The sequence below is a fragment of the Nonomuraea sp. NPDC050783 genome (assembly GCF_040802095.1).
GTDB lineage: Bacteria > Actinomycetota > Actinomycetes > Streptosporangiales > Streptosporangiaceae > Nonomuraea.
The window spans coordinates 235,056-259,568 of record NZ_JBFAHK010000006.1 but is presented as its reverse complement, the minus strand read 5'-3'; the positions used below and the strand labels follow the sequence as shown (position 1 = coordinate 259,568).

Sequence of the window (24,513 nt, the reverse complement as noted above, 5' to 3'; positions counted from 1 at the left end):
CCCCGATCCTTCCCCCAGAGAGGTGGCCCCGATGGACAGACCACTCACGCGCCGCGGACTGCTGAAGGGATCCGTGCTCTTCGTCGCCGGCGCCGCCGTGTCCGCGTGCGGCGGCGACCCCCTGGCCAGGACGAAGTCCTCGCCCGCCGGGGGCGCCCCCAGGATCACGCTGAACCACTGGTACCACGAGTACGGCGAGGAGGGCACCCAGCAGGCGGCGATGCGGTACGCGGCCGACTTCACCAAGGCCAACCCCGACATCGCGGTCAAGGTGTCATGGATCCCGGGTGACTACGGCACCAAGTGGACCGCCGCCGTGCTGACCGCCGACGGCCCCGACGTCTACGAGGTCAACGACGTCAGCCCGAACATGGTGAAGGCCGGCCAGGTGACCCCGCTGGACGACGTGCTGGGCGCGGAGAAGTCCGACTTCGACCCGAAGGTGCTGGCGCCGTACACGTGGGGCGGCCAGGTCTACGCAGTGCCCATGATCATCGACCCGATGTTGTTGTTCTACCGCAAGTCGCTGTTCCAGAAGGCCGGGCTGGCGGTGCCGGCGAGCTTCCCCGAGCTGCTCGCGGCGGCGAAGAAGCTGACGGCCGGCAAGCAGAAGGGATTGTTCGCCGGCAACGACGGCATCGGCCCGCTCAACACGATGGTGCCCTGGTCGAACGGCAACCTGCTGATCGACGACCGCAAGATCACCTACAACGACCCGAAGGTGGTCGAGGCGCTGGCCGGGCTCAAGGAGCTCTACGACGCCAGGACGACGTTGCAGGGCTACTCGACCGACTGGTGGGACCCCGGGGCGCTCATCAACGGCGCGGCGGCCATGCAATGGGTGGGCCTGTGGGCGGTACCGGGCATGACCGAGGCCCTCGGCGACGACTTCGACGCCTTCGCGCTGCCGCCGTTCGGCCCGGGCGGGCGGGCCGTGGTCAACATGGGCGGCTGGGTGCAGGTCGTCAACGGCAAGAGCCGCAACCTGGACGCGGCCAAGAAGTACGTACGCTGGCTGTGGGTGGAGAACACCGCCGCGCAGACCGACTGGAGCCTCGCCTACGGCTTCCACGTCCCGCCCCGGATCAGCGCCGCCGCCAAGGCCGACAAGCTGACCGGCGGCCCGGCCAGGACGGTCATGGACGCGGTGGCCGCGCACGGCGTCAAGCAGCCGGCGCTGTGGACCGCCGAGGTTCGCCAGCCCTACACCGACGCCGTCACCGCGATCGTCAAGAAGGGCGCCGACCCGGAGAAGACGCTGGCCGAGGCGGCCAGGCGCTCGCAGGACATCCTGGACAAGGTGCCGGTCCTGTGACCGCGACGGCCGCCCCCGCGACGGTCCGCGCCGGCGGGCGGCGCCGGGCCGCCGCCCGCTGGCCGGCCTGGCGGGCGTTCATCCTGCTCACGCTGCCGATGGTGGCGGGGCTGTTCCTGTTCAAGTACGTCGCCATCGGCTGGGGGCTGCTGCTCAGCTTCAACGACGCGCGCGGCACGATCAGCCTGGGCGCCTGGAACGGCCTGGACAACTACCGGCGGCTGCTGTCGGACCCGGCCTTCACCAGGTCGCTGGTGACGATCCTGCTGTTCACGCTGTTCATCGTGCCGGTGACGTTCGCGCTGGCGCTCGGGCTGGCGGTGCTGGTCAACCGGCTGCGCCGGGGGCGGGCGCTGTTCAGGACCACGTTCTTCGTGCCGGCGGCCGTGTCGTACGTGGTGGGCGCGCTGGTGTGGAAGATGAGCCTGTTCAGCGGCACGCCGTCCGGGGTGGCCAACAGCCTGGCGTACCTGCTGGGGCACGAGGACGCCATCGGCTGGGTGGCGACCGTGGACCCGCCGCTGTACTGGGTCGTGCTGGTCACCGTGCGGCTGTGGTTGCAGACCGGCTTCTACATGATCCTGTTCCTGGCCGGCATCCAGCAGGTGCCCGCCCAGCTCTACGAGGCCGCCCGCGTGGACGGCGCGCACTCCGAGCGGCAGTTGTTCTGGCACATCACCTGGCCGATGCTGCGCAACACGTCGGTGGCGGTCACGCTGCTGCTGATCATCAACGCGTTCCAGGCGTTCGACGAGTTCTACAACATCCTGGCCTCCAACCTGTCGGGGCTCGGCGGCGCGGACGGCCGCACGCCGCTGATCTACCTGTTCCAGACCGCGCTGGGCGAACAGAACTACGGCGCGGGGTCGGCGGGGGCGTTCGTGGTCACCGTGCTGATCGTGCTGTTCACCCTGGTGCAGGGCCGTTTCGCCGGGTTCGGCCGCACCGACGAGGAGGAGGCGCGATGAGGCGGCCGCGGCTGGGCTCGTACGCGGCGGCGGTGGTGTTCGCGGTGCCGTTCCTGCTGCCGTTCTACCTGCTGGTACGCAACGCGCTGATGACCCGGCGGGAGCTGGGCTCGCTGGACTGGCACTGGTGGCCGGAGAGCGTGACGTTCCAGGGCTTCGCCGACGCCTTCGGCAACGAGGCCGTGCCGCTGGCGCACGCGCTGGGCAACTCGGCGCTGATCTCCACGATCTCCGCGCCGGTGAGCACGCTGCTGGCCTCGATGGCCGGGTACGCGCTGGCCCGCATCCCGGTGGCGGCGGCGCGGCCGGTGTTCTTCTTCGTCATCGCCACGATGATGGTGCCGGGCGCGGCCACGTTCATCCCGACGTTCGTCGTGGTCGGCTCGATGGGCGGGGTCGACACGCTGTGGGGGCTGATCGTGCCCGGCCTGTTCAGCGCGTTCGCGGTGCTGTTGTTCCGCGGCTTCTACCTGCGCTTCCCGCGCGAGCTGGAGGACGCGGGGCGGGTGGACGGCCTGGGCCACCTGGGCCTCTACCTCCGGCTGGCGCTGCCGAACTCGGGGGCGCTGTTCGCCTCGCTCGGCATCCTGTCGTTCATCGAGCACTGGAACGCGTTCCTGTGGCCGCTGGTCATCGGGCAGGACCCGGAGTACTGGACGGTCCAGGTCGCGCTGTCCACCAACCTCAACCAGCAGGCCGTGAACCTGCCGGCGCTGTTCGCCGGTGCGCTGGTGGCCATCCTGCCCCTGGTGGCGCTGTTCCTCCTCGCCCAGCGCTGGATCGTCAGGGGCGTCCTGCTCACCGGCATCAAAGGCTGACCTCCGGAAGGAGCCCCCATGTCCCGCGTCGTCACCCTCCTGCTGGCCGGGCTGTGCCTGGTCCTGTCGCCCGCGCTTCCCGCGCGGGCCGCGCCGGTCACCGTACCGGTGGGCGCGCCGTTCACCGACACCTCGGGCGCCCCGCTGCACGCCCACGGCGGCGGGATGCTCAAGGTCGGCTCGTACTACTACTGGTTCGGCGAGAACCGCAACGCCGACGGCACCTTCCGCTACGTCTCCGCCTACCGCTCGGCCGACCTGCGCTCCTGGGAGTTCCGCGGCCACGTGCTCACCCAGTCCAGCGCGGCCGAGCTGCAGGTGGCCAACATCGAGCGGCCGAAGGTGATCTACAACGCGGCCACCGGCCGGTACGTGATGTGGATGCACAAGGAGAACGGCGGCGACTACGGGGAGGCGCGGGCGGCCGTCGCCGTGTCGTCCACGGTGGACGGCCCCTACACCTACCTGCGCAGCTTCCGGCCGCTCGGGCACATGTCGCGCGACATCACGGCGTTCGTGGACACCGACGGCGCGGGCTACATGATCTCGGCCGCGAACGAGAACTACGACCTGCACGTCTACCGGCTCACCGCCGACTACACCGACGTGTCGTCGCTGGTGCGCGTGTGGGCCGGCGACCACCGGGAGGCGCCCGCCCTGTTCAAGCGCGGCGGCGTCTACTTCATGCTGACCTCCGGCGCCACCGGCTGGCAGCCCAACCAGGCCCGGTACGCCACCGCCACCAGCCTCACCGGCACCTGGAGCGCCTGGCAGAACGTCGGCGACGTCACCACCTTCGGCTCGCAGCCGGCGTACGTGCTGCCGGTGCAGGGCACCTCCGGCACCTCGTACCTGTACCTGGGCGACCGGTGGGCGGGCGCGTGGGGCGGGCCGGTCAACGACTCGCGGTACGTGTGGCTGCCGATCCAGTTCCCGAGCGCCACCTCGATGAGCCTGTCGTACGCGCGGGAGCTGACGATCGACGCGGCGGCCGGCACGGTCACGCCCGTCGGCTCCGGCTACGACCGGCTGACCGTGCGTCACTCGGGCAAGTGCGCCGACGTGCGCAACGCCTCCGCCGCCGACCTGACCGCCGTCATCCAGTACACCTGCGGCGGCGGCACGAACCAGCAGTGGCGGATCCAGTCGGTCAGTGGCGGCTACGTGCAGGTCGTGGCCCGGCACTCGGGCAAGTGCCTGGACGTCAACGGCCAGAGCACCGCCGACGGGGCCGCGCTGCAGCAGTACGCCTGCGGCTCCGGCGCCAACCAGCAGTGGTCGCTGCAGGACGCGGGCGGCGGCTACCTGCGCCTGGTGGCCCAGCACTCGGGCAAGTGCGCGGACCTGCCGTCGTCGTCGCAGGCCGACGACGTGCAGTTCAAGCAGTATCCATGCAACGGCGGCCAGAACCAGCAGTTCCTGCGCGCGCCGTTGTAGGCAGCCGTCGCGGGGGCCGGCGTGAAGGGGGCGGTGTGAGGGGCCGGCCTGAGGGGCCGTCCTGAGGGGCCGTCCGTTCCAGCGGGCGGTCATGGCCTGGTCAAGCGCCCACCCCCGCCCGAATCGCCACGATTCGTGACGTTAGAGTGACGAATTGTGAACGAGAAGCTCGTGGAAATAGCCTGGCCCGGCCTCGGGATCACCGTGGCCGCCGAACTCGACCAGCGGAACCCGGCCCTCGCCCGGTGCTTCTGGGACGCCCTGCCGTACCGGAGCCTGCAGGGCCACGCCCTGGTCGCCGGCCATCACCTCTACCACGTCGCGCCGGTCCACTCGCTGCTGCACGCGCCCGCGGAGCACCGCGTGGACCGGCGCACCGTCCCCGACGGGACCCTGTTCTGCTCGCGGCTGCAGCATCTCGGCATCAAGTACGGCGAGCTCACCGAGCCCATGACCGCCACGCCCATCGGCCAGGTCCTCCCGGAGCACCTGGACGCCCTGATCGAGGCGGGCCGCGAGGTGTGGCGGGCCGTCTACACCACCAAGGAGCCGGTCATCGCCGAGGTGCGGCGCGCCGGCGAGGAGGGCGGCCACCGGCTGCCCCGCCTGCCCGTCGGCGACCCGCAGGTCAACGCGCTCATCTCGGACGTGCACGCCGAGACCGAGCGCATCTGGCTCCAGCCGCCGCAGGAGCTGGTGGACCTGCACGAGGGCCGCATCGCCTCCCGCGCCGGCAGCTACGAGACGGTGCTGACCACGCTGCTGTTCGTCAACGGCGAGACCCGCCCGCTCGGCTACAGCTGCTACGGCGGCCTGGTCCGCGCCGCCATCGAGGGCATGCCGATGCCGTGGCTGCGGCAGATGACCCGGCTGCTGGCCCACACCCCGGCGGAGTTCCTCGGCTACTGCGGCCTGGACACGCTGTGGGGCTTCACCCGCCGGCTCATGGACAACCTGGACCGGATCGACGACCACGTCGACTTCATGTCGGCGATGGCCCACATGGCCCTCTACTGCAACTGCCTCGGCGGGTGGAACCTGCACCTGTTCCCGTGGCAGGCGGGCGACAGCCTGCGCCGCGTGGAGGCCCACATATGAGCGACACCCGCGTGGCGGTGATCGGCGGCGGCGTCATCGGCCTGTCGATCGCCTACCATCTCGCGGAGGCCGGGGTCGAGACGACGCTGCTGGAACGCGGCGCGCTCGGCTCCGGCGCCTCGCGCGCCACCGCCGACGTGGTGCGCTCCTACTTCGCCGGCAACCCGGTCAGCTCGGCGCTGGCCGTGCGCAGCCTGGAGGCCTACCGGGCCTTCTCCGCGCGGCCGGGCGCCGACCTGCCGCTGCGGCAGGTCGGCTACCTGGTCCTGTTCACCGAGCCCGGCCAGGTCGCCGCCTTCGAGGCCGACCTGCCGGCGCAGCGGGAGGCCGGCGTGGACGTGCGGCTCATCGGCGCGGACGAGGCCCGGGAGCGCAACCCGCTCATCGGCGACCTCCCGCTGCTGGCCGCCGCCTGGTCGCCGCAGGCGTACGTCTCCGACACCACCGCCATCGTCACCGCGTACGCCGAGGCGGCCCGCCGCTCCGGCGCCACGCTGTGCACGGAACGGCCGGTCACCGCGATCGACGCGGCGGCCGGGCGGGTGTTCACCGCGGACGGCGGCGAGCTGACGGCGGAGGCGATCATCTGCGCGGCCGGCGCCTGGTCGCCCGCGCTGGTGCGCAGCGCGGGCGTGGACCTGCCGATGACCGAGCCCATCGAGCAGGAACTGCTGGTCACCGACCCGCTGCCGCCCGGCACGCCGGACATCCCGTGCACCCTGCACGCCGCCAGCGGCCTGCTGTCGCGGACCCGGGGCGAGCGGCTGCTGATCGGCATGGGCTACCCGGGGCCGGACCGGCAGGCGTGGCGGCGGCAGGTGGCCGAGCGGTTCGCGGCGGTGTACCCGGGCCTGGCGGAGCTGACCCTGCACCCGGCCGTCACCGGCCTGCGCGACGCCAGCCCCGACAAGCGCGCCTTCATCGGCCACCGGCCGGGGCCGCCGGCGTTCCTGTACGCCACCGGCTTCTCCGGGCACGGCCTGTGCAACGCGCCGGCCGCCGGCGAGCTGGTCCGCGACCTCTACCTGGAGCAGGACCCGGCCTTCGACGTGACCGCGCTGGCGGTCGGCAGACAACGAACGGGATGACCCATGACCGAGCTAGTCCGCTTCATCATCGACCCGGCCGCGCCGGACCCGCACGCCGACAACGACAGGCTGCGCGCGGCCGGCCCGCTCGTGCCGGTGACGGCCGAGGGCGTGGACGCCTGGGCGGCCACCCGGTACGCGACGCTGATGACCGTCCTGACCCATCCGGACCTGACCAGGGAGATCCAGTACTGGGACCCGCTGGAGCGCTCCACGCTGCCGCCCGGCACGGCCATCGACCGCATCGTCACCGACATCTCCATGCTCAACGCCGACGGCGAGGACCACCGGCGGCTGCGCGGCCCGCTCGCCGTCGGCTTCACCCCGCGCCGGGTGCAGGGCCTGCGGCCCAAGATCGAGGCGCTCACCGGCGCGCTGCTCGACGGCCTGGCCGCGATGCCACCGGACGAGCCGGTGGACCTGCGGGCGCACTTCGCCTACCCGCTGCCGCGCGACGTCATCTCCGAGATGATCGGCATCCCGGCGGCGCACCAGGACCGCCTGCACGAGCTGACCGACGCCGTCGCGCACGTCAGCGACGAGCTGGAGGACGGCCCGCGGGTACGCGAGGAGCTGCACGCGCTGCTGCACGAGATCATCGAGGCGCGGCGCCGCTCGCCCGGAGAGGACATCATCACCGACCTCATCACGCTGCGCGAGCAGGACGGCGGCAAGCTGTCGGAGGAGGAGCTGTTCGCCACCATCGACCTGCTGTTCATCGCCGGCCACGTCACGACCGTCAACCTCATCACCAACGCCATCGGCGCGCTGCTGCACACGCCCGGCCAGCTCGACCTGCTGCGCTCGGGCCGCTGCCCGGTCACCGCGGCCGTGGAGGAGACGCTGCGCTGGGACTCGCCGATCTCCTACTTCCCGTTCCGCTACGCCAAGCGCGACGTGGAGATCGACGGCGTGCACCTGCGGGCCGGGGAGGCGGTGCTGGCCTGCTTCGCCGCCTCCGGGCGGGACCCGGAGCAGTTCGGCGCGGACGCCGACCGCTTCGACATCACCGACCCGCCGGCCTCGCACCTGGCCTTCGGCCACGGGCCGCACTTCTGCCTGGGCGCGCCGCTGGCCCGGCTGGAGGCGGAGATCGCGCTGGGGGCGCTGTTCGCGGCGTTCCCGCGGATCAGGGCCGCCGGGCCGCGCGAGGAGCTGTGCCAGATCGACACGCTGCTGGGCAACAGCACCCGCACCATGCCGGTGCTCCTCGGGCCGCGCGCCCGCTAGGAACGCCCGCCGGGGTCCAGCCGGGCGCCAGCGGGAGCCGGCCTCGGGTTCAGCCGGGGTTCAGCCGGGAGCCGGCCTCGGGTTCAGCCAGGGTCCAGCCGGGAGCCGGCCTCGGGTTCAGCCAGGGTCCAGCCGAGGCCCAGTCCGGCCCCGGCGGCCGCGCGATAGCCTTGCCCCGTGTCTCAGCGCCCCGTGTCCCAGCCTCCCGCGCCCCAGCCCGATCTGCGTGCCCCCCTGCGCCTGGCCACCACGATCCGCCCTTACGACTGGGGCTCGGTGACCGCCCTGCCCGAGCTGTTCGGCACGGAGCCCACCGGGGAGCCGCAGGCCGAGCTCTGGATGGGCGCCCATCCCGGCGCGCCCTCCACCGTCGCGGGCGTCCCGCTGGGCACCGTCATCGCCGCCGACCCGGCCGCCGCGCTCGGCCCCGGCACCGCCGCGCGCTTCGGCGGGCGGCTGCCCTACCTGCTGAAGGTGCTGGCCGTCGCCCGGCCGCTGTCGCTCCAGGTGCACCCGAGCGCCGAGCAGGCGCGGGCGGGGTACGCCGCGGAGAACGCGCGCGGCATCGCGCTCGACGCGCGCGAGCGCACGTACAAGGACGACTCGCACAAACCCGAGATGGTCTGCGCGGTCACGCCGTTCCACGGGTTGTGCGGCTTCCGCTCCCCCGCCGGCACCGCCGGCCTGCTCGACCGGCTCGGCGTGCCCGGCCTGCGGCCCTGGATCGACGTGCTGCGCACCGCCGAGCCCGCCGAGGCCCTGCGCACGGTCTTCGCCGAGATGCTCGGCGACGCCGCCGGGCCGCTGCGGGCGCAGGTCGAGCGCGCGCTGCTCGCCACCGGCGACCCGGAGCTCGCCCCGTACGCCGGGATCGCCCGCGCCTGCCCCGGCGACCGCGGCGTGAGCGCCGCCCTGCTGCTGCACCACGTCGAGCTGGCCCCGGGCGAGGCCCTCTACCTGGGTGCCGGCGTCCCGCACGCCTACCTCGGCGGCGTCGGCGTCGAGATCATGGCCAACTCCGACAACGTGCTGCGCTGCGGCCTGACCGGCAAGCACATCGACGTGCCCGAGCTGATGCGGGTGGTGGGCTTCGCGCCCGCCGAGCCGCACCGGGTGCCCGCCGAGCCCGGCGGCCCCGGCGAGCACCGCTACCTGCCGCCGGCGCCGGAGTTCGCGCTGGCCCGGCACGAGCTGGACGGCGAGCGCGGGCACGACCTGCCCGGCGGCGTGCCGCAGATCGTGTTGTGCGTCGAGGGCGAGGCCCGGCTGGACGGCACGCTGACACTGCACCCGGGCGAGTCGGCTTTCGTGCCCGCCGAGGTTTCGCACCCCCGCCTTGAGGGAAAGGGGACTGCCTACCGGGCGACCCCCGGAGGTTGATCAAGACTTGAAAAGCCGGACATCCCTACGGTGTAGCGCAACAAGTGGCAAACAGTGCCGCAAGTCCTGGTAAATCAAGCCTTTCGCCGCTACCCTCCGGCCCCGCCGCCCGGCGACCATCGTGATGTACCCGCTAGCGGAGGTGAACCGATCATGGTCGGCGGTCGCATGCTCATGGAGTCGCCGGCGCTCGACGCCGAGCTGCTGGCGATCAAGAAGCGCGTCTCCGAGCTGGAGGAGCAGGTGCGCACGCTCAACGCGGCCAACCTGGCGCTCGTCCGCGCGATGGAGGGGCTCAACGAGCAGCTGCGCCGCTCGCCCGAGGACGAGCGGCACCTGGCCGCCACCACCCGCTGACGGCCGGCCTCCGGCTGACGGACCGGACCCGGCCTCCGGCTGACGGACCGGACCCGGCCTCCGGCTGACGGACCGGCCCCGGCCTCCGGCGCTCCTCGACCTTCCTCGGCGCGTTCCTCAGCCTTGGCGCCTCTCAGGCCCGGCGCCTCTCAGGCCCGGCGCCTCTCCCACGTGGAGGCCGCCCCGGCCAGGATCCGGGCGAGCCGGGCCGGCCGGGTGATCATGGGCCAGTGCCCCGAGTCGAGGTCGGCGAACTCCAGGTGCCCGGCCCGGGCCAGCTCGGGCACCTCGCCCGCGGCGATCCACTCCCGCGCCTCGTCCGGGCCGAACTCGGGGCACACGACGAGGACGGGCACGTCGAACCGGCGCTCGTCCGCCAGCCGCACCCGCCCCCTCGCCACGCCCTCGGGAACGGGGATCGCGGCGGCCGCGAAGTCCTTCCTGGCCTGCTCGTCGAGGTCGGCGGAGTCCGGCCCGTCGAACGGCTCCCAGCCGGGGAAGGGCATGACACCGCCGGTCACCTCGAAGAAGTCGGCGTAGGGCCGCCCGTCGGCGGCCGGGAACCCGCCGATGAGCGCCACCCCGGCGACCCGCTCGGGGCGTGCGTCGGCCGCCATCCAGGCCAGGGTGCAGGCGGCGGAGTGTCCCGCCACCATCAGCTCGCCGGGGGCGGCGTCCACGGCGGCCAGCACCGCCGCCACCTGGTCGTCCAGCGTGGCGGAGCCGGCCCCGTCGCCCTGGCCGGGCAGGGTGAGCGGGACGGGGCGGTGGCCGAGCTCCTCGATCGCGGGCGCGACCCCGTCCCACGCGGAGCCGTCGAGCCACAGGCCGGCGATGAGCAGGATGTCCATGTCGATGCTTTCTCCTCAGATCGGTGCGGCACGCCAGGTTAGAGCCGGTTCCGGACGTTCTGCTTCCGGTTCGTCCGCCCGCCTCGTAATCTTCTTCCGTGCCGAGCGACCTCAGCCCGACCGCGCGGGCCCTGCGCGCGATGGAGATCCTGCGGGCGCGTCCCGGCGTGACGGCCGGCGAGCTCGCCGCCGGCCTGGGCGTCACCGAGCGGGCCGCCCGCCGGTACGTCGGGATCCTGCGCGAGGCCGGCATCCCGGTCGAGTCGGCCCGCGGCCCCTACGGCGGCTACCGGCTCGGGCGCGGCACCCGGCTGCCGCCGGTCGCCTTCACCGAGCCCGAGGCGATCGGCCTGGTCATGGCGGTGCTCGACAGCGGGCAGCCGGGCGACGAGCCCGTCGGCGCCGCCCTGGACAAGGTCATCCGCGCCCTGCCCGACCACCTCGCCCGGCAGGCGGCCACGCTGCGCGGCCACGCGGCGGCCGCGCCGGACCGGAACGCGGCCCGCCCGGACCCGGCCATCACCGGCGCGCTGGTGGCCGCCGTCGCCGATCGGCGGCGCGTGGTCGTCGCCTACCGCAGCGAGTCCGGCAACGCGTGGGAGGCCGAGGTGGACCCGTGGGCGGTCGTCGTGCGCCACGGGCGCTGGTACCTGCTGTGCCACTCCCACCGCGCGGGCGCCGTACGCACCTATCGCGTGGACCGGATCCGCGAGGTGCGGCGGGGCACGCGCGGCTTCGAGCCGCCCGGCGGGCTCGACCCGGTGGCGGCGCTGGAGGAGCACCTGGGCACCGGCTGGGAGTTCGCCACCCGCGTCGTGTTCGACGCCCCTTCGGCGGAGGTGGCGCCCTGGATCCGGCCGCCGATGGGGCGGCTCGAACCGGTGGGCGACGGCGGCTGCCTGCTCGTCGGCAGCACGAGCAACCCCGCCATGTACGCCGAGGAATGGCTGCCGGCTGTGCCGTTCCCCTTCCGCGTGGAGGGCGGGCCCGAGCTGCGCGCCGCGGTCGCGAGGCTCACCGCCCGCCTCACCGCCTCCCTCGCGGACCCGCCCGCCGGGCGGCCCTGACCGCCCTGCCGCTCCGGCCGCGGGTCACGCCCGCCGGCGGGCCTTGATGACGTAGTCCGCGTGGGTGCCGGGGGTGCCGTCGGGGGCGTTGCGCTCGCGGACGAACTCCTCGCAGGTCAGCACCTCCCACGCGGGCTCGTCCAGCTTCACGGCGTCGAGGACCTCGCGCGGCGTCGGGAAGGTCACCTCGCCCGGCGGCTCCTCCATCCAGGACGGCCAGCCCCGGTGCCCGGTGATCAGCAGCACCCCGCCGGGGGCGACGGCGTCGGCCGCGGCGCGCAGGATCTCCTCGCGGGGCAGCTCCACCGGGGAGTGCAGGTAGCTGGCGGAGACCAGGTCGTAGGAGCCCTCGGGGAAGGACTCGGCCAGGTCGTGGCGCTGCCACTCGACCCGGTCGGCCACGCCCGCCCGCGCGGCCTCCTCGGCGGCGCGGGCGAGCGCCACGCGGGAGACGTCGGCGGCGGTGACCCGCCAGCCGCGCGTGGCCAGCCAGATCGCGTCGGCCCCCTCGCCGCAGCCCAGGTCCAGGGCGCGGCCCGCGGGCAGGTCACCGGCCTCGCGGACGAGGGCGAGGTTGGGCTGCCCGCTCCAGATCCGCTCCTGCTCGCCGTAGCGGTCGTCCCAGAACGCGGCCGCCGTGGTCCCTTCCGGCATCTCGAACCTCCCTTGTCCGTTGTGGTGGTTGTGGTGACGGCCTCGCGCGCCGGCGCCGGCGCCGGCGCCGGCGTCGCGGAGGGCGGCGACGGCGCGGCGGCTCTCCTGCTCGATCAGGTCGGCGTTGATGGCCGCCGCCGCCCGCACGGCGCCCGCCGCCGCGGCGATGACCTGGTCGGTCACGCTGGCGGCGTTCCCCGCGACCCACACCCCCGGCACCCGGGTGGCGCCGGTGGGGTCGGCGGGCACGTGGGTGCCGATGACGTGCCCGGCCATGACCAGCTCCTCGGTCTCCAGCCCCAGCCCGGGCAGCAGGTCGGAGCGCGCGCTGAGCCGGGTGCCGACGGCGAGCGCCTCGCACGCCACCACCCGCCCGCCGTCCACTCGCCCGCCGTCCACTCGCCCGTCGTCCAGCCGCACCCCGGCCAGCCGGTCGCCGGTGACCTCCAGCCCGGTCACCCGCCCCTCGACCACCGTGACGCCGCGCGCGGCCAGCTTCTCGCGCTGCTCGGCGTCCGGCTCGGGCCCGTCGTGCAGGAAGAAGGTGACCCGGTCGCTCCACTGCCGCCACAGCAGCGCCTGGTGCACCCCCAGCGGGCCGGTGGACAGCACGCCGATGGCCCGGTCGCGCACTTCCCAGCCGTGGCAGTAGGGGCAGTGCAGCACGTCCCGGCCCCACCGCTCGGCCAGGCCGGGCACGTCGGGCAGCTCGTCCACCAGCCCGGTGGCCAGCAGCAGGCGCTCCGCCTCGACCGCCGTGCCGTCGTCCATCGTCACCCGGAACGGTCCAGGCTCGGCGTCGCCGCCGAGGCGTTCGGCGGCCACGACCGTGCCGGTGACGATCTCGCCGCCGTACCCCGCGACCTCCTCGCGGCCGGTGGCCAGCAGCTCGTGCGGCGGCGTTCCCTCCCTGGTCAGGAAGGCGTGCACGCCGTCGGCGGGGGCGTTGCGGGGGCGGCCCGCGTCCACGACGAGCACCTTGCGGCGGGCCCGGCCCAGCGTCAGCGCGCCGCTCAGCCCGGCGGCCCCGCCGCCCACGACCACCACGTCATATCTCGCGTCCATCGGACGTCTCCTTCCGTATCGCTTCGCTGCGCCACTGTCCGCCATCGGCGGCGGGATTGACAAACTTCGTTGCCGAAACGGCAAAGCAGCCGGGAAGTGGCCGGTGCGTGTCCTGGTTACGGCGGGCGCGCTCGGCGAGGCTGGCCGCAATCGCTCCGGCACTTCACAGGGAGACCCGATGCAGGCGACGACAAGAAAGCCCCGCAGGACGCGGCCCATGTCCCGGGCCCTGGTGACGGCGGCGGCGCTGGCCGCCACGGCGGCGGTCGCCGTGGCGCCCGCCTCGGCGGCCACGCGCGCGAACGCCCAGCTCGCGCGCCCGGCCGGCACCAGCGTCTGCCTGGGCCTGTGGGCCTCGTACAACGCGATCCTGCTCCGGCACTGGGGGCCGGACTGCAGCCCGAACGGCACCTACCACATCCACGTCTGGGGCGGTGGCCGCGACATGAACTACCCCACCTACACCTACAACGGCAACACCAGGGACTTCTCCTACACCTGGCCCGTCCCCGCGGGCACCAACATCTGCGCGGAGCTCTGGCGCCACAAGCCGGGCGGCGGCTACGAGAGCTACGGCCTGCCCTGCGAAACGATGTGACGTCCCGCGGCCGCCGCCGCTGATGGCAGGCTTTGACCATGGAAGTGGACGAAGTGCTGCTGGCGGTGGGCCCGCGGCTGCGCGCGCTGCGCCAGGAGCGCGGCGTGACCCTGGCGGAGCTGTCCAGGAGCACCGGGATCTCGGCCAGCACGCTGTCGCGGCTGGAGTCCGGGCAGCGCAAGCCGACCCTGGAGCTGCTGCTCCCGCTCGCCCGCGCCCACCAGGTGCAGCTCGACGAGCTGGTGGACGCGCCGGTGACCGGCGACCCCCGGGTCCACCTGCGGCCGGTCAAGCGCCACGGCATGACCGTCATCCCGCTGACCCGCCGCCCGGGCGGGTTGCAGGCGTTCAAGCAGATCTACCCGCCGGGCTGGCCGGGCTTCGAGCCCGAGCAGCAGGTCCACGAGGGCTACGAGTGGCTGTACGTGCTGTCGGGGCGGCTGCGGCTGCTGCTGGGCGCGCACGAGGTGACGCTGAAGCCGGGCGAGGCGGCGGAGTTCGACACCCGCACCCCGCACGCCTTCGCCAACCCGGGCGCCGAGCCGGCCGAGCTCCTGGCGCTGTTCGGCCCGCAGGGCGAGCGCATGCACGTCCGTGCCCGCCCCGCCGCCAGGTGAGCCGCCCGGTCCGGGGACGGGAGGGGGCCCGGGGTCAGCCGCGCGTGGCGTCCGTGCCGAAGCCGTCCATCTCCTGGCGCTCCTCGGGGCTGCTCAGCTCCTGGAAGACGGTGATGTGCAGGCCGCCGGGGGCGTCGAGGCGGGCGTTCAGCGACTGCCACGGGGTGACGGTGGGCGGCGCCACCTCGCTCGCGCCGGCCGCCACCAGCCGCTCGGTGGTGGCGCGCGAGTCGTCCACCTCGAACGCCACCCGCAGCTTGGGCGCGACCTGCCGCCCCACCTCCACGTCGTCGATCATCTTCTTCTGCGCCGGGTTGGCGATCTCCAGGGTGGCCCGCCCGGCGTCCAGGATCGCGACCCGGGCGCCGTCGCCCGTGGAGAACGCCGCCTCCTCCGGCAGCCCCAGGACGTCCCGGTAGAAGGCCAGCGCGGCCTCGTAGTCCTCGGCCTCGACCACCAGGCGGAGCTGGCGGACCTGGCGGCGGTCGTCGGCGTGCGTGCTCAATGCGTACTCCTCGGCTGAAGGACGGATGCCGTCCCCTGCAGCAACCCGCCCGCGCCGCCCGATCATCCCGGCGCGATCGGCGCCCCTTTTGCGCATTTAGAAAACGGCCGCGGGAACCGCGGGCCCTGCGGGAGACGTCATTCGGCCAACAGGGTATTCCGGCGGTTCTGTCAGGGGGACGCCCATGAACGAGGTTTTCTATGGGGTCGCCGTCGCGCTGTTCGCGCTCGTCGTGCTCACCGCGATCACGGCCTGGGCGGCGTTGTTCCGGGCCCGCGTCCGGGGAGTGGGCGGGGCGGAGCGGCCGCTCGGCGTGTACGAGGCGGCGTACCTGGCGGGCGGCCCCCGCCGGGCCGTCAACACGGCGCTGGCCTCGCTCGTCGAGCAGGACGGCGTGCGGGTGTCGAGCGAGGGGATCGTCACGCCGGTCCACGGGTTCCGGCCGGACAAGCGCAGGCCGATCGAGCGGGCCGTGGTCAAGCACGTCAAGGCGGCCCGGGGCGGGCTGACCGCGGCGCAGGTCCGGCATGCCACGGCCGGCGACCACGCGATGCTGGGGCTCGCCACGCCGCTGTGGCAGCACGGGCTGCTGGTGGCGCCCGCCGTCCTGGCGCGGACGCGGCGGCGGCTGCGGCGGATCGCCGTCCTCGCCCTGCTGGCGCTCGTGCCGGCCGTCGCCGCCGCGACGGCCCGCGGGCCGGTGGGCGTGGTGCTGATCGCGCTGGCGGCGGCGGTGACGGGGCTGGTCTGCTTCCTGTGGCTGCGCCGCGCCCTGGCGGACCCGGTCACCCGGGCGGGGCGGGCGGCGCTGGAGCGTACGGCGGCGGGCAACACGGCGGGCGGCTCGGCGGGCGGCTCGGCGGGCGGCTCGGCGGGCGGCTCAAGGGACGGCTCGGTGGACGGGGAGTGGTCGGGCTCGGACGACGTCCGGCAGGCCGCCCTGTACGGCACGGACCGGCTGCGGGACCGGCGGCTGGCCGACACGCTGCGCCGCGACACCCGGGCCAGGACCGGCCGGACCGCCGCGTGCTGCGCCCCCGGGCACTGCGGGACGTACCACGTCACCGGCACCCCGGGAGGGAACGGCAGCGACGGCGGCGGGTTCTTCGGCTTCGGCGACCTGTTCGGCTCCGGCCACCACGGCGGCGGCGCCGACTACGGCGGGGGCAGCTTCGGCGACGGCGGTGGCGGCGGCGGCTCGTCCAGCTGCGGAGGGGGCGGCGGCTGCGGCGGCGGGGGTTGCGGAGGCGGCGGCGGCTGACGCCCCGGCCCGCCGCGGGCCGTCCGGGGCAGGCCCGCGGCGGGCCGTCCGGGCCGAGCCGGATGGGCCGGTCAGCCGCGCCCGTAGCGGTCCTCGGCGCGCCAGAAGTACCAGAACCCGGCGCCCAGCGCGACCACCGCCCAGAACGCGCACGACAGCCACACCAGGTGCGGCGGCGTGTGCCCGCTGATGAGCAGGTCGCGCATGAACTCGATGAAGGAGGCCGCCGGGTTCAGGTACATCGCCGTGGCCACCCACTCGGGCAGGCCCGCGCTGTTGACCACTTTGTCGTGGATGGCGAAGAACACGCCCGAGGCGTACAGCCAGGTGCGCATGATGAACGGCAGCAACTGGTTGAGGTCGCGCATGGACGCCCCGAGCCGGGCCATGACCAGCCCCGCCCCGACGTTGAACATCGTCTGCAGCACCAGCACCACCGGGACCATCAGCCAGAACCAGGTGACCGGCTCCCCCGTGATCAGCACGATGACCAGCAGCACGCTCATGGAGACGACGAGCTGCTGCAGCTCCTGGATGGCGTACGCCAGCGGCAGCGAGGCCCGCGGGAAGTGCAGCGCCCGGATGAGCGACAGGTTGCCCGAGATCGACTTGGCGCCCGCGGTGACGGTGCGCTGCGTGTAGGTGAACACGAACATGCCGGTCAGCAGGAACGCCGGGTAGTTGGGGATGTTCTTGCTGCCGCCCAGGATGAGGCCGAACATCACGTAGTAGATCGCCGCGTTCAGCAGCGGCGTGATGACCTGCCACAGCTGTCCCAGCGCCGAGCCGGAGTACTTCGAGACGTTGCGCGAGGTCGCGTAGACCAGGATGAAGTGCCGCCGCTCCCAGAGCTGGCGCAGATACACCTTGAGACGCGGCCGCGCGATGGCGGGGCGCAGCCCGTGCCGCTTCGCGAGGTCGGCGAGCGACCCGCTCTCGGGGACGGCGTTCTCCAGTTCGCTCATGGGCACCTCGGTCGCGATGTTCCGGTCGTTGTTCAGGCCGCCAGATGGGGGCGCAGCGTGTCGTCCAGGGCCTCGGCCAGCGCGGCCGGGAGGGGGCCGTCGCCGGTCAGCGCCCACAGGATGAGCACGCCGTTGTAGGTCACCTGGACCGCCCCGGCCAGCCGGCCGGTGTCCGTCGCCGGGGCCAGCTCCCCCGCCGCCACGGCGTCCGCCAGCAGGGCGGCGATCTCGTCGCGGGTGCGGCGGGCGTGCTCGGCGGCGTGCGCGCGGAACTCGGCGTCGGTCAGGTCGAGCTGGAGGAAGGCCAGGCTGTTGGCCAGCTCCTCCGGCGTGGAGACGCCTTCGGCCAGGCCGGCCAGCGCGGCCCGCAGGGCCGCCAGCGGCGAGCGGTGCGCCTCGCGGGCCCTCAGGAACGGCAGGCGTACGGTGCCGGCCGAGTGCCCGGCAAGCGCGAGCAGCAGCCCGCGCTTGCCGCCGAAGCGCTGCACCAGCGTCGCCGGGGCCAGCCCCGCCTCCTGCGCGACCACGGCCAGCGTGAGGCCCTGCGGGCCGTGCCGCCCGATGGCGCGGGCGGCGGCCTGGAGTATCGCCTCGTCGCTGGTCGTGCGCGGCCTGCCCATGACGGCTCCCCCGGTCGCGGAATCAGTGGCTGGTCAATTATCGGACGGGCCGGGGCCCGCGCGGGTGCCGTCTAGGGCGCGACGGTCACGCCCGTCACGGCGAAGCGCTCCACCTCGGCGACGTGGCCGCCGGTGGAGGCCACGACGGTCAGCGTCGTGCGCGGCACCGGGGTGAAGGAGACCTTGGCCGACCAGCGGGCCTTCTCGCCGCCCGCGCTCACGCAGCAGCGCTCGCCGAGCGCCTTGCCGCCGCCCGGGCGGCGTACCTGGACGCGGATGCTCTCGTCCACGCCGGTGATGCGGCCGCCGACGGTCAGCGGGGAGTCGACGGAGGCGCCGTACCCGGGCGTGGTGAGGGAGAAGGTGGTGTCGTCGGTGCCGACCACCTCCCAGGGGGCGTCGCCGCCCGCGCCGAAGCGGACCAGGTGGACGACGGCGGCGATCATCGGGCGGGCGCTCCCCTCGCCGGTCAGGCCGACGTGCACGCGGGCGTGGGAGCCGTCGCGGACGGTCTTCACCGCGCGGTCGATCTCGGTGAAGCCGAGGTGGTCGCGGGCGAAGCGCACCGCGGTCCTGGCCGGGTCGAGGTGCCAGGCGTCGCGGCCGCCCGCGCGGTGGCCGCGGCGCCACGCGTCCGCCTCCGCCTCGGTGGCGAACGGCCACAGCGGCTGGTAGCGCCCCGCGACGAGGCCGCGGGACGACGCGGGGGGCGCGGCGGTCTCCGGGGCCGGGGCGGTCTGCGGGGGCGAGGCGGCTTCCGAGGACGCGGGCGGCGCGGGCGAGTCGTCGGCGGGCGGGCCGCTGGTCGGAGCGCCGCCGTCGGGCGAGCTGCTGGTGGGCGGGCCTGCCGTGGGCGAGCCGCCGGAGGGCGAGGCCCCGCGCGGCCCGCCGCCGCAACCCGCCGCGGCCACCCCCAGCGCGATCATCAGGACCACGGCGCGCCCGGTACGTACAGTCATGTCGATGCCTCCTGGAGGTGGGAGCTCACGGCCTGCCGTTCACAGGACCTACCCGCTGTCATCCTCCATCAGCCTCGCACCTTTGAGCAGGTCGGAGAGGGGCCGGCGAACCGGATCGGTCTGGCCGGCGGCGTCGTCCCAGCCGTACGGCATGGCTGGGCGGGGCTGTCGCGGGTAGCGTCCAGTCATGGTTGCCAACGACGCCATCCTCGATCTCGACGGGCTGCGCGCGGTCGTCCTCGACGCCGACGGCGTGGTCACCGACACCGCCCGGGTGCACGCGGCGGCGTGGAAGCACGTTCTCGACCGTTTCCTGCGCGCCCGGGGCGGCACCCCGTTCGACGTGCGCGCCGACTACCTGACCCATGTGGACGGGCGGCCCCGGCTGGACGGCGTGCGCACGTTCCTCGCCTCGCGCGGCATCACCCTGCCGGAGGGCGGGCCCGGCGGCGAACCTGGCCGGGAGACGGTGTGGGGCATCGGCCAGGCCAAGGACGCGTTGTTCGTCCGGGAGATCCGGGAGCACGGCGTGGCCGCGTTCCCCTCGGCCGTGGCGCTGCTGCACGAGCTGCGGCGGCGCGGCTGCCGCACGGCGGTGGTGTCGGCCAGCAGGCACGGCCGCGCGGTGGTGGCCGCGGCGGGCCTGATGCACCTGTTCGACGTACTGGTGGACGGCGGTGACGCGGCCGAGCTGGGGCTGCCGGGCCCGCCGGACCCGGCGTTGTTCCTGGAGGCGGCGCGCCGCCTGGAGCTGCCGCCGGCCGAGGTGGCGGTCGTGGAGGACGCGCTGCCGGGCGTGAGGGCGGGCCGCGGGGGCGGCTTCGGGCTGGTGCTGGCCGTGGACCGAGGCGGGTCCCGGTCGGCGGAGCTGCGGGCGGCCGGGGCGGACGCCGTGGTCGGCGACCTGGCCGAGGCGAGCGTGACGGGGCGCGTGCCGGTGGGCCGGTGACGGCCGTCCGCGACGTGCCTCTTGACGGGGGGAGCCATCATGACCGGAACCGGCGATCTCGGACGACGCCTGATCCACCATCGCGAACGCCTCGGCCTGACCCGCGAGCAGGTCGCCGGGCGCGCCGACATGTCGCCGGGCTACGTGGCGTACCTGGAGGAGCACGCCGACGTGCCGGACACCGGCACGCTGCACCGGCTGGCCGACGCCCTGGGGACCACGATGGACGAGCTGCTGGGCGGCGGCAGGGAGCGGCCTCCCGGGCGCGGCCCGGCCATGGCGCATCCGTCGCTGGAGGTGCTGGACGAGGAGGAGTGCCGGCGGCTGATCCGGCCGGGCGGGATCGGGCGGGTGGCGTTCAGCGGCTCGTACGGGCCGACGGTGCTGCCGGTCAACTTCAAGGTGCACGAGGGCGCGATCGTCATCCGCACCGCCCACGGCGGGCCGCTCGACCATGACCTGCGGACCGGGGTGCGCGGCGTCGAGATCGAGATCGCCTTCGAGGTGGACCGCATCGACGAGACCAACCGCGAGGGGTGGAGCGTGCTGGTGCAGGGGGCGGCGCACCACGTGCCCGAGGAGGAGGTCGCCGGGGTGTCCGGGGCGGGGGTCACCCCGTGGGCGGGCGGCGAGCGCCACCTCTACATCAGGATCGTCCCGCACCGGATCACCGGGCGGCGCATCCACGGCGTGTGACCGGCGGAGGGCCACCAGCAGGCGGCCACCGGCAGGCGGCCCTCACGGTCACCGGCGGGCTGCCCTCGCGGTCACCGGCAGGCGGTCACCGGCGGGCGGTCACCGGCGGGCGGCCCTCGCGGTCACCGGCGGGCGGCCTTCCTGAGGGCCGCCTCGGCCGCCACCAGGTCCTCGACCGGGCCGCGCCCGCGCAGGCCGGGCACGCAGACCACCTGGCCGTCGTCCGCGTCCAGCGCGGCCAGGGAGGCGTCCACCACCTGCTCCACCGGCATGCCGCCGTCCGCGTGCACCGCCGGCGCGTCCCCGGGCACCGGCTCCTCGCCCCTGGTCAAGTGGAACTCGGTCGCGGTCAGCCCGGGGCACAGCACCTGCACGCGCAGCGGGCTCCCGGCCAGCTCGGCCGCGAGGGTACGGGTGAAGGTGACCGCGTAGCCCTTGGTGCCGGCGTACACGGCCCGCTCCGGCAGCGGGTGCGGCGGCAGCGAGGCGGCGAAGGCGAGCTGCGAGGCCACGTTGACCACGACGCCGCGGCCCCGCTCCAGCATGGCCGGCACGGCGGCCCTGGTCAGGGTGGTGAGCGCGACGACGTTGAGGTTCAGGACCTTGGCCATGAGGAGCGGGTCGAGCCGGGCGAAGGGCCCGTAGCCGTTGATGCCCGCGTTGTTGACCAGGAAGCCGGCCTCGCCGGCCCGCTCGGCCACCCGTGCCAGGTCCCCGGGCACGGACAGGTCGGCGACCAGGGTCTCCACCGTGGTGCCGTGCTCCGCCCGCAGCCGCCGGGCCAGGTCGTCCAGCCGCCGCTCCCGCCTGGCCACCAGCAGGGTGTTCCAGCCGCGGGCGCTCAGCCGGGCGGCGTACTCCGCCCCGATGCCCGACGAGGCCCCCGTCACCAGGGCCGTTCCCTGTTCGTTGCGCATGCCTGGCCCCCTACCCGCCAGAGCCCGCCCGCACCTCGCCCCCGGCCGTAGCCGGCGGCGACGGCCTCCTTCGGCTCCCAGGGCAGCTCGGGGGTCGCCGTCCGGGCGGTGCACGTGGTCGTGGAGCGCCAGGACGAACACGAACGCGCTGTCCACGCCCTCGGCGTCGAAGATCTCCAGCAGCTCGCGCACGTACGCGGCCTGGCCGGCCTCGTCGCGCTCGTATCGCGACCGGCTTGCCCTGCGCCAGCGGCGTGCCTACCGTCCCCGACGACGTGCCGGTCGAGATCGTCGAGGAGGTCTACCTGCCGCTGGTGCGGCAGCGCGGCCGGCCGGCCGGCTCATGACGTCTCCAGCACGATGGTCGTGCCGTGGGCGTCGGAGTGCAGGGTGAAGCGTTCCACGTTGTTCCTGGCCAGCCACAGGCCCCGGCCCCGGGGGTGCTCCGGCGGCGGCAGCCGGGGCTCGGCGGCGCCGCCCGGCCCCTGGTCGAGGACGCGGCAGTAGAGCCGCCTGCCCTGCTCCCACAGGCGCAGGTGGCCGTGCCCGCCGCCGTGCCGCACCGCGTTGGTGGTGATCTCGTTGACGGCGACGACGAAGCGGTAGAGGGTCAGGTCGGCCAGGCCCCACAGGCGGCAGACGCGCTCCACCTCGTGCCTGACCCTGACGAGGGTGCCGTGGTCGAACTCGCACGCCAGCAGGGGCCCGGCGCCCGGCCGGGGCCGCGGCTCCGGGGAGCGGCGGCCGGTCACCACGCACCGCCCGGCAGCTGGCCGCCCTCGTCGGGGCCCAGCCGGCGGGCGGCCAGGATGCACGTGTCGTCGTGCGGGTTGGCGTGGTCGAGCAGGCCCAGCAGGTCGGCCAGGGGGTGGGGGGTCGGCTCGGCGGTGATGCGGTTGAGGACGGCCAGCACGGGGACGAGCCCTTCGTCGAGGGTCCTGCGGCGCTGCTCCACCAGCCCATCGGTGTAGAGGAGCAGGACGTCGCGGGGACCCAGCGGGGTGACGGTGGTCGGGTAGGAGGCGTCGGGGAAGGCGCCGAGCAGGGGGCCGGGCGGCGGGTCCAGCTCGACGGTGACGCCGGCGCGGGCCAGCAGCGGCGCCGGATGGCCGGCCCGCGCCCACACCAGGCGGCCGGTGGCCGGCTCGTAGCGGGCCACCACGGCGGTGGCCGTCACGGGCACCCGGCCCCTGGACGGGCCGGCGGGGTGGCCGGCGACGTGACCGGCGAACAGCAGCCGGTTGAGCGCCGTGAGCAGCTCGCCCGGATCGTCGGTGGTGGTGACGGACAGCGCCGCCATCGCGTGGCGGAGCTGGGCCATGGCCGCGGCCGCCTCGATGCCGTGCCCGGCCACGTCGCCGACGGCGAGCAGGACGCCGTCGCCGGCGGGCGCGGCGTGGTACCAGTCGCCGCCGACCCGGCTGGCCTGCTCGGCCGGCAGGTAGCGGATCGCGACGCGCAGGCCGGGCAGGTCGATCGGCTCGTCCGGCACCGGCAGCACGATCTGCTGGAGCCGCCCGGCCAGCTCGTGCTCGGCGGCCAGGATGCGCCGGTGCTCGCGCAGCTGCGCCTCGACCTCGTCGAGGCGCAGGCGGCCGGTCTCGCGGGCGGTGACGTCCTGGACGATGCCGTACACCTTCACCGGGCTGCCCGCGAGGTCGCGCACCGCGTCCACGACCATCCGGACGTGCTTGACGCGGCCCGCCACCTGGATGCGGTGGGTCATGTCGACGGTCTCGCCCCGGCCGAACGCCTCGGCCGCCTGCCTGCGCAGGGGCACGTCGTCGGGCAGGACCATGGCCTCGGTCTCCTCCCGGGGCAGCGGCCCGGCCGCGGGGTCGCGCTCGTAGATCTGGTAGAGCCCCTCCGACCAGATGACCTTGCCGGTGACCAGGTCCCATTCGCCCCAGCCCAGGTTGCCCAGGCGCTCGGTGTGGGCGACGCGCTCGGCCAGCCGGGTCTCCTCGTCGTGGCGGACCCAGCTGTTGAGCAGCCCGCCGCCGACCGGCCACACCCGGACGGTGAGCAGGATGTCGGCCGGCGCCCGCTCGGCCGTGCTGGCGTAGGGGACGGGGCCGACCTCGCGCGGCCGGCCGTCGCGCAGGGTCCGCAGCCAGGCGTCCCAGATCGGGCCGTTGACGACCGTGGGGTAGATCTCGCTCATCCTGCGGCCGGTCAGCTCGGTGCCGCGGCGGCCCGACAGGTCCTCCACGGACGGGCTGGCGGCGGCCAGGACGTAGTCGGTGACCCGGCCGGCCGCGTCGTGCAGCGGCAGGAGCAGCACGTGCCGGTCGGGCAGGGCGCCGAGGACCTGGCGTACGGACTCGACCCACGCCTGCCGCGACGGCGGGGGCTCCGGCGGCGGCGGGGCGAGGTGGCCGAGAGGGCCCGGCGGGGTGGGCAGGGTGGGCAGGGCCGCCTCCACCGTGGCGGCGAGCGCCGGCTCGCCGGCCGGGGGCATGCCCTCCATCGCGGCCAGCAGCTCCGCGGCCAGCTCCTCGACGGGCCGCCGCCGCTCGGCGGCCAGGCGCACCAGGTAGGCGTGGGCCTCCCCCACCCGGCAGCCGGCCCGCCCGGCCAGCAGCCCGCTGGCCCGCGCCAGCAGCACCTCCGGGTGCGAGCGCGCCCGCGCGAGGCGGGCGTCCAGGTCGGCCAGCCTGCTGCGGTATCCCTCCAGCGGGTCCATCATTCGAGGCCGAACGCGTTCAGCAGCCCCGTGGTGCGCAGTTGGTCGAGCATCCTGCGGGTGGGGTTCTCCACGCGGAAGCCCGCCTGTGCCGCCGTGGCGACCCGCATGGCGTCCACGAGCACGCCGATGCCCGTGGAGTCGATGAACGTCACCTCGGCCAGGTCGACCCGCACCACCTCGGGGCGCCGCTGGGCGACCGCGTCCGTGATGATCTTGTGGATCTCGGCCGAGTTCGTGAAGTCGATCTCGCCGCGCAGTGTCACGCGCAGCGCACCGTCGTCACCGCTGTCGACCGACGCCTCATGCATGGCGGTTACCCCCTCCGATACCGTTCGAGACGTGTAACCGGCATGAACGCCATGACCTGTCCGACATCCGCGTCTCCGCGTCTCACACGGGTTGCACCATG

The 24,513-nt window shown here is 74.6% G+C and carries 25 protein-coding genes; 15 read left to right on the top strand and 10 right to left on the bottom strand.

All coding sequences use genetic code 11. The annotated features are described in order from the left end of the window. Positions 1–31 precede the first annotated feature (31 nt). The 9 genes from AB0H75_RS18670 to AB0H75_RS18630 all read left to right on the top strand — a co-directional run bounded on the left by AB0H75_RS18670 (position 32) and on the right by AB0H75_RS18630 (position 9,691). Positions 32–1,315 carry an ABC transporter substrate-binding protein gene (locus AB0H75_RS18670; protein WP_367797615.1) on the top strand — a complete coding sequence of 428 codons (1,284 nt, stop codon included), beginning with the start codon at positions 32–34 and terminating at the stop codon, positions 1,313–1,315. Next, on the top strand, positions 1,312–2,283 hold the full coding sequence (locus tag AB0H75_RS18665; RefSeq protein WP_367797613.1) for a carbohydrate ABC transporter permease: 972 nt from the start codon (positions 1,312–1,314) through the stop codon (positions 2,281–2,283). The genes AB0H75_RS18670 and AB0H75_RS18665 overlap by 4 nt, the downstream gene beginning before the upstream one ends. Next, on the top strand, positions 2,280–3,101 hold the full coding sequence (locus AB0H75_RS18660) for a carbohydrate ABC transporter permease (RefSeq protein WP_367797611.1): 822 nt from the start codon (positions 2,280–2,282) through the stop codon (positions 3,099–3,101). The genes AB0H75_RS18665 and AB0H75_RS18660 overlap by 4 nt, the downstream gene beginning before the upstream one ends. An 18-nt stretch (positions 3,102–3,119) precedes the next feature. Continuing rightward, positions 3,120–4,538: an RICIN domain-containing protein gene (locus tag AB0H75_RS18655; RefSeq protein WP_367797609.1), complete on the top strand. Its 1,419-nt coding sequence runs from the start codon at positions 3,120–3,122 to the stop codon at positions 4,536–4,538. Positions 4,539–4,694: 156 nt separating this feature from the next. Continuing rightward, the gene (locus AB0H75_RS18650) at positions 4,695–5,636 is read left to right on the top strand and encodes a hypothetical protein (protein WP_367797607.1); all 942 of its coding nucleotides are present in this window, start codon (positions 4,695–4,697) and stop codon (positions 5,634–5,636) included. Beyond that, entirely contained in the window at positions 5,633–6,724 is a 1,092-nt protein-coding gene (locus tag AB0H75_RS18645) for an NAD(P)/FAD-dependent oxidoreductase (protein WP_367797605.1), read from the top strand. The genes AB0H75_RS18650 and AB0H75_RS18645 overlap by 4 nt, the downstream gene beginning before the upstream one ends. A 3-nt stretch (positions 6,725–6,727) precedes the next feature. Further along, positions 6,728–7,954, top strand: coding sequence for a cytochrome P450 (locus AB0H75_RS18640; RefSeq protein ID WP_367797603.1), 1,227 nt, complete (start codon positions 6,728–6,730; stop codon positions 7,952–7,954). A 177-nt stretch (positions 7,955–8,131) separates the two neighbouring features. Then, positions 8,132–9,334 (top strand): mannose-6-phosphate isomerase, class I, encoded by a 1,203-nt coding sequence (gene manA / locus AB0H75_RS18635; RefSeq protein WP_367797601.1) that lies wholly within the window; start codon positions 8,132–8,134, stop codon positions 9,332–9,334. Between the two features lie 153 nt (positions 9,335–9,487). Continuing rightward, the gene (locus tag AB0H75_RS18630) at positions 9,488–9,691 is read left to right on the top strand and encodes a hypothetical protein (protein WP_367797599.1); all 204 of its coding nucleotides are present in this window, start codon (positions 9,488–9,490) and stop codon (positions 9,689–9,691) included. A gap of 149 nt (positions 9,692–9,840) precedes the next feature. Here AB0H75_RS18630 and AB0H75_RS18625 read toward each other — a convergent pair whose 3' ends face one another. After that, on the bottom strand, positions 9,841–10,542 hold the full coding sequence (locus AB0H75_RS18625; RefSeq protein ID WP_367797597.1) for an alpha/beta fold hydrolase: 702 nt from the start codon (positions 10,540–10,542) through the stop codon (positions 9,841–9,843). A gap of 98 nt (positions 10,543–10,640) precedes the next feature. Between AB0H75_RS18625 and AB0H75_RS18620 the strand changes: the two genes are divergently transcribed. Beyond that, positions 10,641–11,609, top strand: a complete 969-nt coding sequence (locus AB0H75_RS18620; RefSeq protein ID WP_367797595.1) for a helix-turn-helix transcriptional regulator — start codon at positions 10,641–10,643, stop codon at positions 11,607–11,609. 24 nt (positions 11,610–11,633) lie between these two features. Here AB0H75_RS18620 and AB0H75_RS18615 read toward each other — a convergent pair whose 3' ends face one another. After that, complete coding sequence (locus AB0H75_RS18615; protein ID WP_367797594.1) at positions 11,634–13,328, bottom strand: FAD-dependent oxidoreductase; 1,695 nt, start codon at positions 13,326–13,328, stop codon at positions 11,634–11,636. A gap of 217 nt (positions 13,329–13,545) precedes the next feature. On the opposite strand from AB0H75_RS18615, the gene AB0H75_RS18610 reads away from it, so the two are divergent. Continuing rightward, the gene (locus AB0H75_RS18610; protein ID WP_367797592.1) at positions 13,546–13,926 is read left to right on the top strand and encodes a hypothetical protein; all 381 of its coding nucleotides are present in this window, start codon (positions 13,546–13,548) and stop codon (positions 13,924–13,926) included. 32 nt (positions 13,927–13,958) lie between these two features. After that, positions 13,959–14,543: a helix-turn-helix domain-containing protein gene (locus AB0H75_RS18605; protein ID WP_367797590.1), complete on the top strand. Its 585-nt coding sequence runs from the start codon at positions 13,959–13,961 to the stop codon at positions 14,541–14,543. 34 nt (positions 14,544–14,577) lie between these two features. Here AB0H75_RS18605 and AB0H75_RS18600 read toward each other — a convergent pair whose 3' ends face one another. Continuing rightward, complete coding sequence (locus tag AB0H75_RS18600; protein ID WP_367797588.1) at positions 14,578–15,048, bottom strand: VOC family protein; 471 nt, start codon at positions 15,046–15,048, stop codon at positions 14,578–14,580. Positions 15,049–15,232: 184 nt separating this feature from the next. On the opposite strand from AB0H75_RS18600, the gene AB0H75_RS18595 reads away from it, so the two are divergent. Further along, complete coding sequence (locus AB0H75_RS18595) at positions 15,233–16,309, top strand: TIGR04222 domain-containing membrane protein (protein WP_367797586.1); 1,077 nt, start codon at positions 15,233–15,235, stop codon at positions 16,307–16,309. 71 nt (positions 16,310–16,380) lie between these two features. Here AB0H75_RS18595 and AB0H75_RS18590 read toward each other — a convergent pair whose 3' ends face one another. From AB0H75_RS18590 to AB0H75_RS18580, 3 genes are all read right to left on the bottom strand, one after another. Continuing rightward, positions 16,381–17,274, bottom strand: a complete 894-nt coding sequence (locus AB0H75_RS18590; RefSeq protein WP_367797584.1) for an ABC transporter permease — start codon at positions 17,272–17,274, stop codon at positions 16,381–16,383. Between the two features lie 32 nt (positions 17,275–17,306). Continuing rightward, positions 17,307–17,894 carry a TetR family transcriptional regulator gene (locus AB0H75_RS18585; protein WP_367797582.1) on the bottom strand — a complete coding sequence of 196 codons (588 nt, stop codon included), beginning with the start codon at positions 17,892–17,894 and terminating at the stop codon, positions 17,307–17,309. 71 nt (positions 17,895–17,965) lie between these two features. Beyond that, positions 17,966–18,853 carry a hypothetical protein gene (locus AB0H75_RS18580; RefSeq protein WP_367797580.1) on the bottom strand — a complete coding sequence of 296 codons (888 nt, stop codon included), beginning with the start codon at positions 18,851–18,853 and terminating at the stop codon, positions 17,966–17,968. Between the two features lie 187 nt (positions 18,854–19,040). On the opposite strand from AB0H75_RS18580, the gene AB0H75_RS18575 reads away from it, so the two are divergent. Both AB0H75_RS18575 and AB0H75_RS18570 read left to right on the top strand, forming a co-directional pair. Next, positions 19,041–19,802: an HAD family hydrolase gene (locus AB0H75_RS18575; RefSeq protein WP_367797578.1), complete on the top strand. Its 762-nt coding sequence runs from the start codon at positions 19,041–19,043 to the stop codon at positions 19,800–19,802. Between the two features lie 39 nt (positions 19,803–19,841). Continuing rightward, complete coding sequence (locus AB0H75_RS18570; protein ID WP_367797576.1) at positions 19,842–20,498, top strand: helix-turn-helix domain-containing protein; 657 nt, start codon at positions 19,842–19,844, stop codon at positions 20,496–20,498. Between the two features lie 122 nt (positions 20,499–20,620). Here AB0H75_RS18570 and AB0H75_RS18565 read toward each other — a convergent pair whose 3' ends face one another. From AB0H75_RS18565 to AB0H75_RS18550, 4 genes are all read right to left on the bottom strand, one after another. After that, a complete protein-coding gene (locus AB0H75_RS18565) occupies positions 20,621–21,607 on the bottom strand; it encodes an SDR family NAD(P)-dependent oxidoreductase (protein ID WP_367797574.1) in 987 nt (328 codons plus the stop codon). Between the two features lie 149 nt (positions 21,608–21,756). Next, positions 21,757–22,167 carry an ATP-binding protein gene (locus AB0H75_RS18560; protein WP_367797572.1) on the bottom strand — a complete coding sequence of 137 codons (411 nt, stop codon included), beginning with the start codon at positions 22,165–22,167 and terminating at the stop codon, positions 21,757–21,759. Continuing rightward, positions 22,164–24,101, bottom strand: coding sequence for a PP2C family protein-serine/threonine phosphatase (locus AB0H75_RS18555; protein ID WP_367797570.1), 1,938 nt, complete (start codon positions 24,099–24,101; stop codon positions 22,164–22,166). The genes AB0H75_RS18560 and AB0H75_RS18555 overlap by 4 nt, the downstream gene beginning before the upstream one ends. Then, positions 24,101–24,412: an STAS domain-containing protein gene (locus AB0H75_RS18550; protein WP_367797568.1), complete on the bottom strand. Its 312-nt coding sequence runs from the start codon at positions 24,410–24,412 to the stop codon at positions 24,101–24,103. The genes AB0H75_RS18555 and AB0H75_RS18550 overlap by 1 nt, the downstream gene beginning before the upstream one ends. Positions 24,413–24,513 lie beyond the last annotated feature (101 nt).

Bases quoted from the DNA above. Each gene is read 5' to 3' on its own strand.
- AB0H75_RS18670 (WP_367797615.1), top strand. From the start codon at position 32: ATGGACAGACCACTCACGCGCCGCGGACTGCTGAAGGGATCCGTGCTC.
- AB0H75_RS18660 (WP_367797611.1), top strand. From the start codon at position 2,280: ATGAGGCGGCCGCGGCTGGGCTCGTACGCGGCGGCGGTGGTGTTCGCG.
- AB0H75_RS18655 (WP_367797609.1), top strand. From the start codon at position 3,120: ATGTCCCGCGTCGTCACCCTCCTGCTGGCCGGGCTGTGCCTGGTCCTG.
- AB0H75_RS18645 (WP_367797605.1), top strand. From the start codon at position 5,633: ATGAGCGACACCCGCGTGGCGGTGATCGGCGGCGGCGTCATCGGCCTG.
- AB0H75_RS18640 (WP_367797603.1), top strand. From the start codon at position 6,728: ATGACCGAGCTAGTCCGCTTCATCATCGACCCGGCCGCGCCGGACCCG.
- AB0H75_RS18630 (WP_367797599.1), top strand. From the start codon at position 9,488: ATGGTCGGCGGTCGCATGCTCATGGAGTCGCCGGCGCTCGACGCCGAG.
- AB0H75_RS18625 (WP_367797597.1), bottom strand. From the start codon at position 10,542: ATGGACATCCTGCTCATCGCCGGCCTGTGGCTCGACGGCTCCGCGTGG.
- AB0H75_RS18615 (WP_367797594.1), bottom strand. From the start codon at position 13,328: ATGGACGCGAGATATGACGTGGTGGTCGTGGGCGGCGGGGCCGCCGGG.
- AB0H75_RS18610 (WP_367797592.1), top strand. From the start codon at position 13,546: ATGTCCCGGGCCCTGGTGACGGCGGCGGCGCTGGCCGCCACGGCGGCG.
- AB0H75_RS18595 (WP_367797586.1), top strand. From the start codon at position 15,233: ATGAACGAGGTTTTCTATGGGGTCGCCGTCGCGCTGTTCGCGCTCGTC.
- AB0H75_RS18590 (WP_367797584.1), bottom strand. From the start codon at position 17,274: ATGAGCGAACTGGAGAACGCCGTCCCCGAGAGCGGGTCGCTCGCCGAC.
- AB0H75_RS18585 (WP_367797582.1), bottom strand. From the start codon at position 17,894: ATGGGCAGGCCGCGCACGACCAGCGACGAGGCGATACTCCAGGCCGCC.
- AB0H75_RS18580 (WP_367797580.1), bottom strand. From the start codon at position 18,853: ATGACTGTACGTACCGGGCGCGCCGTGGTCCTGATGATCGCGCTGGGG.
- AB0H75_RS18575 (WP_367797578.1), top strand. From the start codon at position 19,041: ATGGTTGCCAACGACGCCATCCTCGATCTCGACGGGCTGCGCGCGGTC.
- AB0H75_RS18570 (WP_367797576.1), top strand. From the start codon at position 19,842: ATGACCGGAACCGGCGATCTCGGACGACGCCTGATCCACCATCGCGAA.
- AB0H75_RS18555 (WP_367797570.1), bottom strand. From the start codon at position 24,101: ATGGACCCGCTGGAGGGATACCGCAGCAGGCTGGCCGACCTGGACGCC.
- AB0H75_RS18550 (WP_367797568.1), bottom strand. From the start codon at position 24,412: ATGCATGAGGCGTCGGTCGACAGCGGTGACGACGGTGCGCTGCGCGTG.